8 protein-coding genes are annotated in these 15,519 nt (G+C 64.7%); 5 read left to right on the forward strand and 3 right to left on the reverse strand.

The annotated features are described in order from the left end of the window. Nucleotides 1-80: 80 nt before the first annotated feature. The 3 genes from FAZ11_RS17595 to FAZ11_RS17605 all read left to right on the forward strand — a co-directional run bounded on the left by FAZ11_RS17595 (nt 81) and on the right by FAZ11_RS17605 (nt 6,139). The gene (locus FAZ11_RS17595) at nt 81-1,427 is read left to right on the forward strand and encodes an MFS transporter (protein WP_058772598.1); all 1,347 of its coding nucleotides are present in this window, start codon (nt 81-83) and stop codon (nt 1,425-1,427) included. An 81-nt stretch (nt 1,428-1,508) separates the two neighbouring features. Further along, a complete protein-coding gene (dld, locus tag FAZ11_RS17600; protein WP_058772597.1) occupies nt 1,509-3,278 on the forward strand; it encodes a D-lactate dehydrogenase in 1,770 nt (589 codons plus the stop codon). A gap of 917 nt (nt 3,279-4,195) precedes the next feature. Then, nucleotides 4,196-6,139 (forward strand): methyl-accepting chemotaxis protein, encoded by a 1,944-nt coding sequence (locus tag FAZ11_RS17605; RefSeq protein WP_058782161.1) that lies wholly within the window; start codon nt 4,196-4,198, stop codon nt 6,137-6,139. A 97-nt stretch (nt 6,140-6,236) separates the two neighbouring features. On the opposite strand, the gene FAZ11_RS17610 is transcribed toward FAZ11_RS17605, so the two are convergent. The 3 genes from FAZ11_RS17610 to FAZ11_RS17620 all read right to left on the reverse strand — a co-directional run bounded on the left by FAZ11_RS17610 (nt 6,237) and on the right by FAZ11_RS17620 (nt 11,291). Beyond that, nucleotides 6,237-7,172, reverse strand: coding sequence for a LysR family transcriptional regulator (locus FAZ11_RS17610; protein WP_058772595.1), 936 nt, complete (start codon nt 7,170-7,172; stop codon nt 6,237-6,239). Nucleotides 7,173-7,593: 421 nt separating this feature from the next. Then, nucleotides 7,594-9,879, reverse strand: coding sequence for a beta-glucosidase BglX (gene bglX, locus FAZ11_RS17615; RefSeq protein ID WP_058772594.1), 2,286 nt, complete (start codon nt 9,877-9,879; stop codon nt 7,594-7,596). Between the two features lie 134 nt (nt 9,880-10,013). Then, on the reverse strand, nt 10,014-11,291 hold the full coding sequence (locus tag FAZ11_RS17620; protein ID WP_058772593.1) for a glucarate dehydratase family protein: 1,278 nt from the start codon (nt 11,289-11,291) through the stop codon (nt 10,014-10,016). Between the two features lie 183 nt (nt 11,292-11,474). Between FAZ11_RS17620 and FAZ11_RS17625 the strand changes: the two genes are divergently transcribed. Next, a complete protein-coding gene (locus FAZ11_RS17625) occupies nt 11,475-13,136 on the forward strand; it encodes a VRR-NUC domain-containing protein (RefSeq protein WP_058772592.1) in 1,662 nt (553 codons plus the stop codon). Further along, nucleotides 13,133-15,427, forward strand: coding sequence for an ATP-dependent DNA helicase (locus FAZ11_RS17630; protein ID WP_058772607.1), 2,295 nt, complete (start codon nt 13,133-13,135; stop codon nt 15,425-15,427). Before FAZ11_RS17625 ends, FAZ11_RS17630 begins: the two co-directional genes overlap by 4 nt. Nucleotides 15,428-15,519: the final 92 nt, after the last annotated feature.

Below are 15,519 nucleotides of genomic sequence, written 5' to 3' on the forward strand. Positions count from 1 at the left end.
GCAGGGTCTGGCCTGCGTACGGCTCCCGTGCAAACCCCTCGCGCTGTAATCACAACAATGAATAAAGGACGCGAAACATCATGGCCAACCTCGATACTTCCGTATCCAAGGTGCAGTTCGATCCGCTGTATCGCAAAGTCGCCTGGCGGGTGATCCCCCTCCTGCTGCTGGGCTACATCATTGCCTATCTCGACCGTGTCAACGTCGGCTTCGCCAAGCTCGCCATGCTCAACGACCTCGGCATGTCCGACGCGGCCTACGGCCTGGGTGCCGGCATCTTCTTCATCGGTTATTTCATCTTCGAAGTACCCAGCAATCTGATGCTGCATCGCGTCGGTGCCAAGCTGTGGATCGCCCGCATCATGATCACCTGGGGATTGGTGTCATCGCTGATGGCCTTCACCGGTCCCATCGCCCATGCACTGGGCATCAGCAACGAAACGACCTTCTACGGCCTGCGCTTTCTGCTGGGTATCTGTGAGGCCGGTTTCTTCCCCGGCGTCATCCTCTACCTGACCTATTGGTTTCCCTCGGCGCTGCACAGCCGCATGATGGCCATCGTCATCCTCGGCAATCCGGTGTCCTTCATCTTCGGTGGTCCGCTCAGCGGCGCCATCATGCAGTTCATGGGCGGCAGCACCCTGCTGGCGGGCTGGCAATGGATGTTCGTCATCGAAGCCGTACCGGCCGTGCTGGTCGGGGTGATCGTGCTCTGCCTGTTGGATAATGGGATCAACGGTGCCAAGTGGTTGAGTGAGCAGGAAAAGGCCGAGCTGACCCGGCGCCTCGCCATGGAGGCCGCGGAAAAAGTCAGCGTATCGGTCAAACGCCTCTATGCCTTGCCCATCATCTGGATGCTGACCTTGATCTACGTCCTGCTGATGATCGGCAACTACGGCATCAACTTCTGGGTGCCGACCATCATCAAGAATGCCGGGGTCGCCTCCATTCTGGACGTTGGTCTGATCACCGCCATTCCCTATGTGTTCGGCGCGGTGACCATGGTCTGGGTCACGCGCCAGGCCCAGCATTCCGGTAACCAGCGGGCCTATGCGGCGCTGATGTCGGTATTGGCCGGCATCGGTCTGATCCTCTGTGCTGCCTATCCTCAGCACCTGCTGCTCATGATCGTCGGGGTCGCGCTGGCCGTGGGTGGCAGTCTGAGCGCCATCGCCCTGTTCTGGGGACTGCCCGGCGCCTTTCTACAAGGGGCGGCAGCGGCAGCGGGTATCGCCATCATCAACTCCTTCGGTAACCTCGGCGGTTTCGCCGGCCCCTATCTGCTGGGGCTGCTGACGACCCTGTTCGGTTCGGCGAACGTTGGCTTGATGCTGCTCGGGAGCTGCCTGTTCGTCTGTGCGATCCTGATGCTGTGGGTGACGCGCCGCCCGACTGTCGCGGGAACCGCGATGCCAGCCGGGTCCTGAGGGCGGCTAGCGTTGAGTGAAGTCTTTACCGGGAGCGTCAGCGGCTAGCTCCCGGCCTTTTGGTCGTACGAAGAGGGCATCATGGATCTGGTCAGCGAGTTGCAGGAAATCGTCGGGCGTCGCCATGTCTTGCAGGGCGACGCGGCGACCCGTCGGTTTCGCCTGGGTATCCGCTATGGCGGCGGGGCGGTGCTCGCCGTGGTTAGGCCGGGCAGCCTGGTGGAGATGTGGCGGGTGCTGCAAAGCTGCCATCGGGCGGGCACCATCATCATCTGCCAGGCGGCCAATACCGGCTTGACCGGTGGCTCCACCCCGGTGGCCGAGGGCTATGACCGGCCGGTGGTGCTGATCAACACCCTCAGACTCACCCAACTCACCCTGCTGCGGCAGGGTAGCCAGGTCATCTCCCAGCCGGGCGTGACCCTGAGCCAACTGGAGACGACCCTGCAGCCCTTGGGTCGCGAGCCGCATTCGGTGATCGGCTCCACCTGTATCGGCGCTTCCATCACCGGTGGCGTCTGCAACAATTCCGGCGGTTCGTTGATTCGCCGGGGGCCCGCCTTCACCCAATTGTCGCTGTTCGCCCGTATCGACGAAGCCGGACAACTGCAACTGGTCAACCACCTGGGGCTCGAGCTGGGCAGCACGCCCGAGGAGATCCTGGGCCGACTCGACGGCGGTCGCTTCGACGACGGCGATGTGCGCGATCCGGCAGGTGCCATGGCCTCCGATCGCGAATATGCCCAGCACGTGCGCGACGTGACCTCCGCCATCCCCTCGCGCTACAACGCCGATCCCCGGCGGCTGTATGAAGCCTCGGGTTCGGCCGGCAAGATCGCCGTGTTCGCCCTGCGCCTGGATACCTTTCCCGCTGATCGCAATACCCAGGTCTTCTACATCGGCTCCAACCGGGCCGCCGATCTCGAAGCCATTCGCCGGCACATCTTGGTCAACTTCGCTGCCTTGCCCATTGCTGGCGAATACATGCATCGCACCGCCTATGAGCTGAGTCGCACCTACGGCAAGGACCTGTTCCTGTTCATCCAGCGCTGCGGTGCACCACGGGTGCCCCAGGCCTTCGCCTGGAAGAGCCGTTTCGACGCGGTCACCGAGCGCCTGGGGCTGGGGCCGCAGCTCGGGGATCGGCTGCTGCAGCGTCTGGCGGCGCCCTTGCCGGAGCATCTACCCGCGCGGCTCAATGCCTTCGCCGCGCGCTTCGAGCATCATCTGCTGCTGAAGATGGGCGAAGACGGCATCGACGAAGCGCGGGCCTACCTGCAGTCGTGGCTACCCACGGCCGACGCGGACTTCATCGAATGCGATGCGGCGGAGGGCAGCGCGGCCTTCCTCAATCGCTTCGCGGTGGGCAACGCCATGAATCGCTACCGGGCGGTGCATCGAGATCGCGTCGAAGACATCCTCGCACTGGACATCGCCCTGCCACGCAATACCCAGGACTGGTTCGAGACCCTACCGCCGGAGCTGACCGAGCAGATCGAGGTCACCATGTACTGCGGGCACTTCTTCTGCCATGTACTGCACCAGGAATACCTGGTGAAGAAGGGGTACGACTGCGCGGCGCTCAAGGAACGCCTGTTGGCTCTGCTGGATGCCCGAGGCGCGCGCTATCCGGCCGAGCACAACGTCGGCCACCTCTACCATGCCGCGCCCGAGCTGGAGCAGCACTACCGCCAGCTCGATCCGACCAATGCGTTCAACCCGGGCATTGGCCGCCTGACGCGTCGCTACCGCTGGCAGGAAGACTGTTGTGACGAGCATCACCCTCACAGCATCGCCGCTGCGGCCAAGGACGCCCGAGCAGACCTGGCGGCTCAGTCCGAGTCGCACTGAGCGTTGCGGACATGAGTGCATGAGGGGGAACGCAGGGCGCCACCGTAGCTAGGGCTTAGCCGGTGGGCCTGGCTAGCGGGGTGTTGCAAACGCTGTCTACACCCTGTTGGCGGCGCTTTTTGTTCGCAGCGGCGGACCGTTTGTTCGGTGGCCACTCCTCGTTCCAGCCCTGCTATGACTCGTCCGGTGCCTGGCCGTTGGGGCGCAGAACCGATTCAAAATCATTCGCCCATTCTTTCGCGAATTGCTGAAACACCACCCTAGGTTCCGTATGAAAGCGCCTAAGCGGAGTTCAGGTAAGGCGAAACGGGCGCGCGAGTCTGAGAGCGGTAAATGAGCATGCCGATCGGGCTGACGATCCAGGCCTACAGAGCCCGATACAAATGGGCACTGTTTCCATGCGTTGACCATCAAGCAGCCTGACGTATCGCTACGCCGCTATCCTGGTTATGTACAAAAAATGCCTATGCAACGGTGGGGCTTCGTTGAAAAACGCCTCGCCTGAACTTCGCTCGGCACTTTTTCGTACATAATCCAGTAATATTTCAACTTACTGCATGCCTTAAGGTTTTTTGGCTCAAGCATTATTCTCAGCACAACTCTTAATCTCAATGATAAATATTACAAGTCAGGCGTGGTGGAGGATTTTTCAGAGCTTAGTAGAGGTTCCCCCCCGCCGAAACGAAGGCGCCTGTCGTCAGCGAAAAGGTAGCTTTTATCGAAAAATTCTTCCGGCAGCATAAGGGGGAAATCCTTGTCCTTGCGGCCTTTGCCACTGCTTTCTGGAATATGGAATGACGTTTTGTTGGGGCTAACGTTAGCTAGCTAAAAGGTGTTTTAAAGATTTTTTTAGACTAAAGTTTTCCGCCATGGATGTGAAAAGAAGTAGTCAAGCTAAAAAACTTTAGGGGCAGGGAATGAATATCAAGCAAAAATTGATTTCGCTATTTGCTTTAACGGCTTGCGTACCCGTTATCTTGGTGGCCGTGTTGGTGATCGTGAAATTGCGCAGCCAGGCCGTGGAGGATTTTCGGGACAGTAGCACCCAGGAAATGCATCAAATTAGCTATGGCATGGAGACGTTCTTTGCGTCCATTCAGCAGAACGTCGACTATTTGGCCAAGCTGCCCTTGATCCAGGGACTGAGCGGCCTGAAGAACTATACGACGGCGGATGCTCCCCAGACCCCCATGAGTGAAAGCGGGCGCCAGGCGCTGCAAGTGTTCGAGCCTTATTTCACCACTCATCCGGCCACTACCTACGTCAAGGTAGGGTTGGCCGATGGCGGTTACGTGGCCTGGCCCGACGATCCCACCATGGCCAACTACGACCCCCGGGTCAGGCCTTGGTACAAGGCGGCCATGGCGGACCCTGGAAAGACCGTGCGTGCGCCAGCCTACTATTACGCCAAGAAGGACGTGGCCATGATAGGCACGGCGCGGACCCTGACCGATGCCAATGGTGCCTTCAAAGGTGTGCTAGGTATCGATGTGTCTCTGCAGCAACTGACCGATCTGGTGAAGAGCATCGTCCTCGGCAAGAGTGGCTATCTGCTGCTGGTGGACGATAGCGGCACCGTACTGGTCGATCCGCGTGATCCTAAGCACAACTTCAAGCAACTCAAGGACCTGGGCGAGTCTTATCAGACCTTGAGCGGCATCCAGAGCGGGCTGGGCGAAGTCATCATCGACGGCACCGACTACATGGTCAATGTCTATCCCGCCAAGGCGCTGGGTTGGCGTTTCATCGGCCTGATCGAGCGCAATGAGGTGATGGGTAAGGCTACCAGCCTGACCTGGCAGATCGCTGGCATCACCACGGTGCTGGCTCTCCTGTTCGCCCTGCTCGGCGCAGCCTTCGCCGGTCTGATCGTACGACCGATCCGCAGTGTGTCCGCGGGCCTGGAATCCATCGCCCAAGGCGAGGGCGACCTGACCAAGAGCCTCACTGTCCAGGGCAAGGACGAAACTGCCACGTTGGCGGGTTGGTTCAATCAATTTCTCGATAGCATCAGGCAGTTGATCCGCAGCATCGGCCAGGCTGCCGGCGACCTGCAGCAGGCTTCGCGCACCACCACCGATATGGCGACCAGCATGAACGAAGTGGCGGGTCGCCAGCGCGAAGCCGTGGAAATGGTCTCCACCGCCTTCAATGAGATGGTCGCCACCTCCAACGATGTGGCGCGCTCTTGCAGCCAGGCTGCAGCCTCCGCCGATGCTGGCCACCGCAAGGTGCAGGAAGGCCACGGCCAGATCGAAACGGCCACCGGCAACGTCAATCAGCTCAGCGGCAGTCTGGCCCAGTCGGCCCAGGCCATGGCCGTGCTCGAGCAGGACAGCAAAAACATCAATACCATTCTCGACACCATTCGCGGCATCGCCGAGCAGACCAATCTGCTAGCCCTCAATGCCGCCATCGAGGCGGCGCGGGCTGGCGAACAGGGTCGTGGCTTCGCGGTGGTGGCCGACGAAGTACGGGCCCTGGCCAAACGCACCGCCGATTCCACCGGAGAGATCGATGGTCTGCTCGGTAGCCTGGCGCGCCGGACCTTTGAAGTTACCCGCCAGATCGAGACGAGCCTGGAGCTCTCGCAGACCAGCGTAGCCTCCATCGGCGAAGCCCGGAGCAGCTTCGAGGGCATCCGCCAATCGGTGGATGAGATCCGCGACCAGGCGCTGCAGATCGCCGCAGCGGCCGAGGAGCAGCATCAGGTGGCCGAGGACATCAATCGTCATATCGCCCAGATCCACAATGACGCCCAGCAGGTGGAGGGCCTGGCCCAGTCCACGAGCAAGGACTCCACCCGCCTGGCGCAACTCTCCGGCGAATTGGACGGTCTGGTCCGACGCTTCAAGACCTGAGTACCGGAACACCCGAGCTCCTGCCTGCTTTTGCCTGGTTAACGCTTGCCCAAGCGCCTACCAGGCAAAGCATGGCCTTGAAGTCTGCGCCGCTCGTTCAGTTTTCCTGGATGCCGTAGAGCGAGTCCACGAGCAAGTCGAGGGCTGGATTCTGTTGGGCATTGCGGCGCGAGACCAGCTCATAGGGTTCGCTGCGGGACTTGAGCTGGAGCGGCAGGCGACTGACCAAGCCATGCTGGCAGACGTAGTCCGCCACCTCGACCGAGACCAGGGCCACCAGTCGGGGATCGCGGCTGAGCAGTGAGAGAGTGGTCAGCGCCGAAGTGGTTTCGATCAGGTGCAGGGGAAAGGCTAACTGCGCCTCGAAGAATTCGTGCTCCAGGGTGCGCCGCATCGGCATGTTGGCCCGATAGACCACCCAGCGACTGTCCGAAAGATCCTGCAATTCGATCCGGTCGCGACTGACCGCAGGATGGGAGGAGTGAGCAATGACCGCCAGGGATTCTTCCTTGATGACTAGAGAGTCATAGGCTTCCGGGCGGTCGCTCACCGATAGCCGGCAGATGGCCGCATCCAGGCGCCCCTGGTCGACCAGCCTCAGCAGGCTTTCACTGGTGTCTTCCATCACTTCGATCGACAGCCGCGGTTGCAGCTCCAGCAGCCGCGTGATGGCGTGGGTGAGCAGGGGGACGGCGCCCATGATGGTGCCGATGGCCAGCTTGCCGCCCGAGCCGCTGGCGATGGCGTGCAGTTCTTGGCGCAGCTTGTCCAGATCGGCCTGGATCAGCCGGGCGAAGCGGATGGCACAGGTCCCCGCCGGGGTTGGCAACAAGCCACGATTGGTGCGCTGAAACAACTCCACGCCCAGGGTAGATTCCAGTTCCTTGAGGGCCTTGCTGGCGCCGGGCTGGGTCAGCCCCAGAATCTCCGCGGCATTGAGCAACGAGCCCCTTTCCGCCAAGGCGATGAGTAGGCGCAGCTGCTTGGCGTGCAGCCGCGACATGATGGAGTTGAGACTGGCGAGGTTTTTCATTGCTGGAGAGTTATACCGGAGCCGCCTGTTGTCAATTCCGCAGGCTCTATCCCGGCACCTGTCTCAGGCTGTCTATAACGAACATGATAGGGACAGGATCCGCTGCAGGCCGTTTCGCTAACTTGGCCTCGACCGTGCAGGGCCACCGGCATCCCAAAACGATAAGCAGGCGATGCCATGACGCCATCGCAGCCCTCACCCCAGCCCTCTCCCAAGGGGAGAGGGGGTCACCAACGTGCAGGTCTTAACTCCCTATCTTAAAAAAGGGGGCAACGAGGTGCAGGGCTTTCACTCCCTATCCGGAGATAGCGGCCACAGAGATGCAGCGGCTTGACCCCCTATCCGCGGAGAAGGAGCAGCGAGGCGCACCCGCTTTACTCCCTCTCCCTTTGGGAGAGGGTTGGGGTGAGGGTCGGGCCCCTTACAACAGCGTGAAACTCCCCTCGCGCACCCGCTCCGAGTCCAGGCCGACCATCACCTTGAACTCGCCGGGTTCCGAGACCAATTTCAGGTCGTTGTCGTAGAAACGCAGGTCCGCCTCGGTGATGGGGAATTCCAGTTCGCGACTCTCGCCCGGTTGCAGCATCACCTTCTGGAAGCCCTTGAGCTCCTTGACCGGCCGTGCCAGGGAGGCGGTCACGTCGCGCAGGTAGAGCTGCACCACGGTGGCGCCGGCGCGGCTGCCGGTGTTCTTGACCCTGACCTTGGCGGTGAGGGTGTCGCCCTGCTTCAGGGTAGCGCTGGACAGCTGCGGCGACGAGACGTCGAAGGTGGTGTAGCTCAGGCCGTAGCCGAAGGGGTAGAGCGGGCCGTTGACGATGTCGAAGTAGCGCGAGGTGTACTTGTTCGGCTTGGCCGCATCGAAGGGGCGGCCGCTGCTCAGGTGGTTGTAGTACAGCGGTACCTGGCCCACTTCGCGGGGGAAGGTCATGGTCAGCTTGCCGGAGGGGTTGTAGTCGCCGAACAGCACGTCGGCCACGGCGTTGCCGCCCTCGGTGCCGGGGAACCAGGCTTCCAGCAGCGCATCGGCCTGCTCCTGTTCCCATTCCAGGGCCAGCGGCCGGCCATTCATCAGCACCAGCACCAGCGGCTTGCCAGTGGCCTTGAGCGCCTTGATCAGGTCGCGCTGGGTATCCGGCACGCTGATGCGGGCACGGCTGGACGCCTCGTGGGCCATGCCCTGGGATTCGCCGACCACGGCCACTACCACATCGGCCTGGCGCGCGGCGGCCACCGCCTCGGCGATCAGCTCGGCCGGGCGGCGTTCGTCCACGGCGACCGAAGGCTCGTAGGAGTTGAGATAGGCCAGCACATCGCGGTCGGCCAGCAGGTTGGCGCCCTTGGCATAGAGCACCTTGCCGTTGCCGGCCACGGCGTTTTCCAAGCCACGGCGGATGGATACCGCCTGGGCGGCCACGCCAGCGGCGGACCAGTTGCCCATGACATCGCGCGGGCTGTCGGCCAGGGGACCAACGACCGCCAGGGTGGTGCCCTTGCGCAGTGGCAGCACGGATTTTTCGTTCTTCAGCAGTACCAGGCTCTCGCGGGCCACCTGGCGTGCTTCGGCGCGGTGCAGGCGTGACTCGGCGTTGGTGTCCACCGGGTCCGGGCCCTGCAGGCGGCGGTAGGGGTCCTGGAACAGCCCCATGCGGTACTTGGTCAGCAGCACGTCGCGGGTGGCCTGGTCGATTTCGGCCTGGGTCACCTTGCCGGCCGCCAGCAGGGCGGGCAACTGCTTGCCATAGACGTCGTCGTGCATGTTCAGCTCGACGCCGGCCTTGAATGCCTTGAGCGCCGCCTGGCGGGTGTCCTGGGCCACGCCGTGCATGACCAGCTCGTTGATGGCGCCATGGTCGCTGATGACCAGACCCTGGAAGTGCCAGTCCTTGCGCAGCAGGTCCTGCAGCAGCCAGCGGTTGGCCGTGGCCGGCACCCCGTTGACGCTGTTGAGGGCCACCATCACCGAGCCGGCGCCGGCCTCGACGGCGGCGCGGTAGGGCGGCAGATAATCCTGCAGCAGGCGTTGCGGACTCATGTCGACGTTGCTGTAGTCGCGCCCGGCTTCCACCGCGCCATAGCCACCGAAGTGCTTGACGCAGGCCATGAGGCTGTCGGGGGCGCTCAGGTCGTTGCCCTGGTAGGCGCGCACCAGGGTGGCGCCGATGCGCGAGGTCAGCCAGGTGTCCTCGCCGAAGGTCTCCGAGGCACGTCCCCAGCGCGGTTCACGGGTCACGTCGACGGTGGGGGAGAAGGTCAGGTTGAGGCCATCGGCGGCGGCCTCGATGGCCGAGATGCGCCCGCTGGTGGCGATGGCGTCCAGGTTCCAGGTGCTGGCCAGACCCAGGTCGATGGGGAAGATGGTGCGCATGCCGTGGATGACGTCATAGGCGTAGAACAGCGGGATCTTCAGCCGGCTGTGCACGACCTGGTCCTGCATCTGGCGGATGTCGGGACGGGTCACGGTGTTGAACATGGCGCCCACCTTGCCGGCGCGGATGTCCGCCATGATGGCTTCCTTGGGATAGTCCGGCCCTACGCTCACCAGGTTGAGCTGGCCGATCTTCTCTTCCAGGGTCATCTTCGCCAGCAGGGCGTCGACGTAGGCGCGCGCCTCCGGCGAATCGAAGCTCTGAGCGGTGGCGAGGGTGGCGCTGACAGCCAGTCCCAGGCCGAGCATGAGTGCGGTGAGGCGTGGTGCGTTCAACATCTTCCCCGGATTCCCTGTAGGTCTTTTCTCGTTGTTCTGGCACGGCGGTGCGCCGCCGATTGTACAGGGCGAAAAGGTGGGAAGCGGAGCCGTCGACGGCCGGCGCGGGGCCGGTCGTCAGGGGCACGGGGCTGCTAGAAACGTGGCTTGCGGGTTTCCCAGTCCGGTTGGTATTTGCGCATCTGGCGCACGTCGTCGCGGCTGCGGATGTCGATGGCGAGGAATTGCTGGTGCAGCTTGGCGAGTTGCTCGTGATCCAGCTCCACGCCCAGGCCGGGGGCGTCGGTGATCGCCACGCAGCCATTGCGGATCGGCAGCTTGCCGCCGCGGATGACTTCCTCGTCCGCTTCCTGCCAGGGGTAGTGGGTGTCGCAGGCGTAGTCGAGGTTGGGCACCGCGGCCGCCACGTGGGTCATGGCCATGAGGCTGATGCCCAGGTGCGAGTTGGAATGCATGGACACGCCCAGGCCGAAGGTGTCGCACATCCGGGCGAGGATCTGGGTGTCGCGCAGGCCGCCCCAATAGTGGTGGTCGGCCAAGACGATCTGCACGCTGTTCTGCGCCACGCTGCGGCGGAATTCGTCGAAGTCGGTGACCACCATGTTGGTGGCCAGGGGAATGCCGGTGCGCCGGTGCAGTTCGGCCATGCCGTCCAGGCCCGGGGTGGGATCTTCGTAATACTGGAGGTCATCGCCTAATAGCTCGGCGATGCGTAGGGACGTCTCCAGCGACCAGTTGCCGTTGGGGTCGATGCGCAGCGGCGCCGCGGGAAAAGCCTGGCGCAGGGCCTTGATGCAGGCTGCCTCGTGGTCCGGGCCGAGCAGGGTGCCGGCCTTGAGCTTGATGCTCTGGAAACCGTTTTCCTCGATCATCCGCGCCGCCTGGGCCACCACCTGCTCCGGGCTGGTAGCCTCGCCCCAGCGATCCGGCGGGTAGGGCGCGTCGATATGTTCGGCGTACTTGAGGAACAGATAGGCGCTGAAGGGCACCTCGCGGCGGACCGCGCCGCCGAGCAGCTCCACCAGGGGGATGCCCAGGGAGCGCGCCTGCAGATCAAGGAAGGCCACCTCGAAGGCGGAATAGGCGTTGGCCACCTGCTTGCTCGGATGGGAGCCGGGCGCCAGCTCGGCACCGGCCACCGCGCCGCCGGCCAGGCCGGCGACGGTCGCCACCACCCGGGCGCGCAGGCCATTGAGATCCCAGGCGGAGAGGCCGACCAGGCTGCTTTCCATGGCCTTGAGCACCGCCAGCACCGGGGCGTCGCCGTAGCTCTCGCCCAGGCCGATGTGGCCGTTGTCGCCTTCCACCTCGATGATGGATCTCAGCGCATAGGGTTCATGGATGCCGCTGGCGTTGAGCAGCGGGGCATCGCGAAAGGCGATGGGGGTGACGGTGATGCGTTTGATCTTCACGCGCGGACTCCTGGAGTTGTAGTTGTTCTGGAATTTGTCAGTCATCCTATGACTAGCGGCTGGGTTCTTCAACTGAAAGAAAGACTGCCGCCCTGGAGAGACGACCGCGCATCGCATCGGGGTTGCCCGCGCCGATCAGGGCTGGATAAATAGCCAGCCGATCACCCTCGCTCCCCGTTTCGCATGAAAGCTCCGCTCGAAGACCCCCTCTACTATCTGCACAACTTCCAGCGGGTACTGGACTGGGTCGCCCTGCGCTATCCCGATCTTCTCGACGAGCGTGAGCAGGGCTTCATCGCTGCCTTCGCCGACTTGCCGCAGCCCTCGCGGGCGCTGCTGGTGCGCCTGGTGATGCGCAAGGGCGAGGTGTTTCGTGCCAGCAAGCTGGTCTATGCCGAGATCGGCTGTCCCCGTGCCGCGGCGATGCCGCTGGTGGACCTCGGCTGGTTGCTGGCCGATCCCGAATTGCACCTGATCGAACTCTTCGCCCTGCTGCGCAAGGAAGAGCTGCTCGGCTGCTTCGGCGCCCGCCTGCCCAAGGCCGGACGCAAGGAAGACTGGCTGGCGCGGCTGGAGACCGAGCAGACCGCGCCCCTGGCCTTCAGCGGCTGGGCCGCTACGGTGCCCGAGTTGGTGGAAGAAGGCGTTTGGCGGCTGACGCTGATGGACCTTTGCGACCGTCTGCGCCTGCTGTTCTTCGGCAATCTGCATCAGGACTGGACCGACTTCGTGCTGGCCGACCTGGGTATCTTCCAGTACGAGACGGTGGCCTTCAGTGCCGAATCCCGCGCCTTCGGCCAGCGGCACGAGGTGGATGCCTATCTGCATATCCAGCGCTGCCGCCAGGCGCTGCGCGATGGGCTGCCGGCCGCCGAGTTGCTGCCGCTGCTGCCCGCTGAGCGCTTCGCCAATACCTGGCTGGAACTGCGTCGCGGCAAGCTGCTACATGAACTGGCGCAGCACCACGAACGCCTCGGTGAGCTGGCCCAGGCGCAAGCCCTCTACGCCGCCTCGGCGCACCCCGAATCCCGTATCCGCGCCCTGCGCATGCTCGAACGGCTGGAGGACTGGCCTGCCGCCCAGGCGCTGGCGGAGGCCATCGCCGCCGCCCCGGCCCATGACGCCGAGCGCCAGCAGGTGGCGCGCATCCTGCCGCGGCTGGTGCGCAAGCAGGGCGGACCACCCAACAAGCGCCGCCCGACCAGTACGGTGGAGCGCCTCGACTTCGAACTGGTCAACGATGGCCTGCGCCGGGTCGAGTGGCTGGTGCGCGAACACCTGGGTCGTGACGAGGCGCCGGTGCACTACGTGGAAAACACCCTGCTCACCAGCCTGTTCGGCCTGCTGTGCTGGGATGCCATCTTCCTCGCCATCCCCGGCGCCTTCTTCCACCCCTATCAACGCGAGCCGGCCGACCTGCGCCTGCCGGGCTTTCGCGAGCGTCGCGCCGCGGCCTTCGCTGCCTGCCTGGCGCGACTGGACGACGGCTCCTATCCGGCGGTGATCCGCGAGCGCTTCGCCAGCAAGCGCGGCCTGGCCTCGCCCTTCGTCGCCTGGGGCATCCTCGGTGCGGAGCTGCTCGACCAGGCGTTGGCCTGTCTGCCGGCGCGCCACCTGCGGCTGTGCTTCGAACGGCTGCTGGAAGACCCGGAGAACAACCGCACCGGGCTGCCCGACCTGATCCAGTTCTGGCCGGCGGAAGGCCGCTATCGGATGATCGAGGTGAAGGGCCCGGGCGACCGCCTGCAGGATAACCAGCGCCGCTGGCTGGACTTCTTCGCCGCCCATGACATCCCGGTGAGCGTCTGCCACGTGCAGTGGCAGGCCGCCGCGACGCCCGCATGAGCTATCGCATCGCCGTTCGCGCCCTCTGCGAATTCACCGCCAAGGCCGGCGACCTGGACCTGAGATTCACCCCGTCGCCCACCGCCCTGGAAGGCATCGAAGGCCACCAGCGGGTGGCGGCGCGGCGCGGACCCGACTATGAACGCGAGGTCAGCCTGCAGGGCGACTTCGAGGATCTGCAGGTGCGCGGCCGTGCCGATGGCTTCGACGCCGCCGCCCGGCGCCTGGAAGAGATCAAGACCCACAGGGGCAGCCTGGACCGTCAGCCCGGCAACCATCGCCACCTGCACTGGGCCCAGGCCAAGGTCTATGGCCATCTGCTGTGCCAGACTCGCGGGCTGTCGGAGCTGACCCTGGCGCTGGTCTATTTCGACATCGGCACGGGCGCCGAGACCGTCTTCACCGAAGACTGGACGGCGGCGGACCTGGCCGCGCACTTCGAGTTGCAGTGTTCGCGCTTTCTCGCCTGGGCGCGCCAGGAGCTGGCCCATCGCGTCGCGCGGGATGAAGCGCTGGCAAACCTGACCTTTCCCCATGCCGACTTCCGCCACGGTCAGCGGCCCCTGGCGGAGGCCGTCTACAAGGCTGCCAGCGTCGGCTGTTGCCTCCTGGCTCAGGCACCCACCGGCATCGGCAAGACCGTGGGGACGCTGTTCCCCATGCTCAAGGCCATGCCGCGACAGCAGCTGGATCGCCTGTTCTTCCTCGCCGCCAAGACCCCTGGCCGCGCCTTGGCCCTGCATGGCCTGGAGACCCTGGCCGCGCCGGTGCGGGTGCTGGAACTGGTGGCGCGGGACAAGGCCTGCGAGCATCCGGAGCTGGCCTGCCATGGCGAGTCCTGCCCGCTGGCGCGCGGCTTCTACGACCGCCTGCCGGCGGCCCGCGCCGCCGCCCTGGCCGAGCCCACGCAACTGACCCGGGCGCGGGTACGGGAAACGGCCCTGGCCCACGAGGTCTGTCCCTACTACCTGGCCCAGGAACTGGCGCGCTGGAGCGACGTGGTGGTGGGTGACTACAACTACTATTTCGACGGCAGCGCCATGCTCCACGCCCTGGCCCAGACCCAGGAGTGGCGGGTCGGGGTGCTGGTGGACGAAGCCCACAACCTGCTCGACCGCGCCCGCGGCATGTACAGCGCCAGCCTCGACCAGCGCCGCCTGGCCGCCGGCAAGGCGGTGGCACCGCCGGCCATCGCCAGGGGCCTGCAGGCGCTCAATCGCGAGTGGAATCGCCTGCACAAGGAGCAGCAGGTCGACTACCAGGTGCAGCCGGAATTGCCCGCCGCCTTCCTCACCGCCCTGCAACGGGTGGTGGGCCTGCTCACCGAACACTTCGGCGAGCCCGGCCAGCCGCCGGCGCCGGAGTTGCAGACGCTGTTCTTCGACCTGCTGCAATTCATGCGCCTGGGCGAGACCTTCGGTGATCACTCGCTGTTCGACGTCACCCTGCTCAAGGGGCGCGGCAAGGCGCAGTCGCAACTCAACCTGCGTAACCTGGTGCCAGCGCCCTTCGTCGGTCCGCGGCTGGCGGCGGCGCACAGCTGCACCCTGTTCTCGGCCACCCTGACGCCGGCGCATTTCCACCGCGACCTGCTCGGGGTCCCGGCGGGCAGCGCCTGGGTCGATGTCGCCTCGCCCTTCGCCGCCGAGCAACTGGAAGTGCGGCTGATCCGGCTGTCCACCCGCTACGCCGACCGCGCCGCCTCCCGGCTCCCCATCGCCACCCTGATCGCCAGCCGCTATCACCAGCGACCGGGCAACTACCTGGCCTTCTTCAGCAGCTTCGACTACCTCGACCAGGTGGCCGAGGCGCTGGCCGAGCTGGCGCCCGACGTACCCCAGTGGCGCCAGTCCCGCGGCATGGACGAAGCCGCCCGCCAGGCCTTTCTCGAGCGCTTCCAGGCCGACGGCCGTGGCATCGGTTTCGCCGTGCTCGGCGGCAGCTTCGGCGAGGGCATCGACCTGCCCGGCGAGCGGCTGATCGGCGCCTTCGTCGCCACCCTGGGCCTGCCCCAGCTCAATCCGGTCAACGAACAACTGCGCCAGCGCCTGCAACGGCGCTTCGGCGACGGCTATCGCTACGCCTATCTCTATCCGGGCCTGCAAAAGGTCATCCAGGCCGCCGGCCGGGTGATCCGCACCGTGCAGGATCGCGGCTGCCTCTATCTCATCGACGACAGATTCACCCAACCCGAGGTCAGGGCGCTGCTGCCGAGCTGGTGGCAGGTGGAGGAGGGCACGCCAGACGAGCGTCTCCGCCGACTACCCCAACTCCCGGTCGATATAGTTTGATGATAGGGCTCTGCCCAGCGGATTTGGGCTGGGGATGACTGACGACCGCTGGCTTCGGATAACCGCTGATCCGGGTCTGGTTAGCCGCTAGG

The sequence above is a fragment of the Pseudomonas rhizoryzae genome (genome assembly GCF_005250615.1).
GTDB lineage: Bacteria > Pseudomonadota > Gammaproteobacteria > Pseudomonadales > Pseudomonadaceae > Chryseomonas > Chryseomonas rhizoryzae.

Excerpts from the sequence above, each read along its gene's own strand:
- FAZ11_RS17595 (WP_058772598.1), top strand. The coding sequence starts at position 81 with ATGGCCAACCTCGATACTTCCGTATCCAAGGTGCAGTTCGATCCGCTG.
- dld (WP_058772597.1), top strand. The coding sequence starts at position 1,509 with ATGGATCTGGTCAGCGAGTTGCAGGAAATCGTCGGGCGTCGCCATGTC.
- FAZ11_RS17605 (WP_058782161.1), top strand. The coding sequence starts at position 4,196 with ATGAATATCAAGCAAAAATTGATTTCGCTATTTGCTTTAACGGCTTGC.
- FAZ11_RS17610 (WP_058772595.1), bottom strand. The coding sequence starts at position 7,172 with ATGAAAAACCTCGCCAGTCTCAACTCCATCATGTCGCGGCTGCACGCC.
- bglX (WP_058772594.1), bottom strand. The coding sequence starts at position 9,879 with ATGTTGAACGCACCACGCCTCACCGCACTCATGCTCGGCCTGGGACTG.
- FAZ11_RS17625 (WP_058772592.1), top strand. The coding sequence starts at position 11,475 with ATGAAAGCTCCGCTCGAAGACCCCCTCTACTATCTGCACAACTTCCAG.
- FAZ11_RS17630 (WP_058772607.1), top strand. The coding sequence starts at position 13,133 with ATGAGCTATCGCATCGCCGTTCGCGCCCTCTGCGAATTCACCGCCAAG.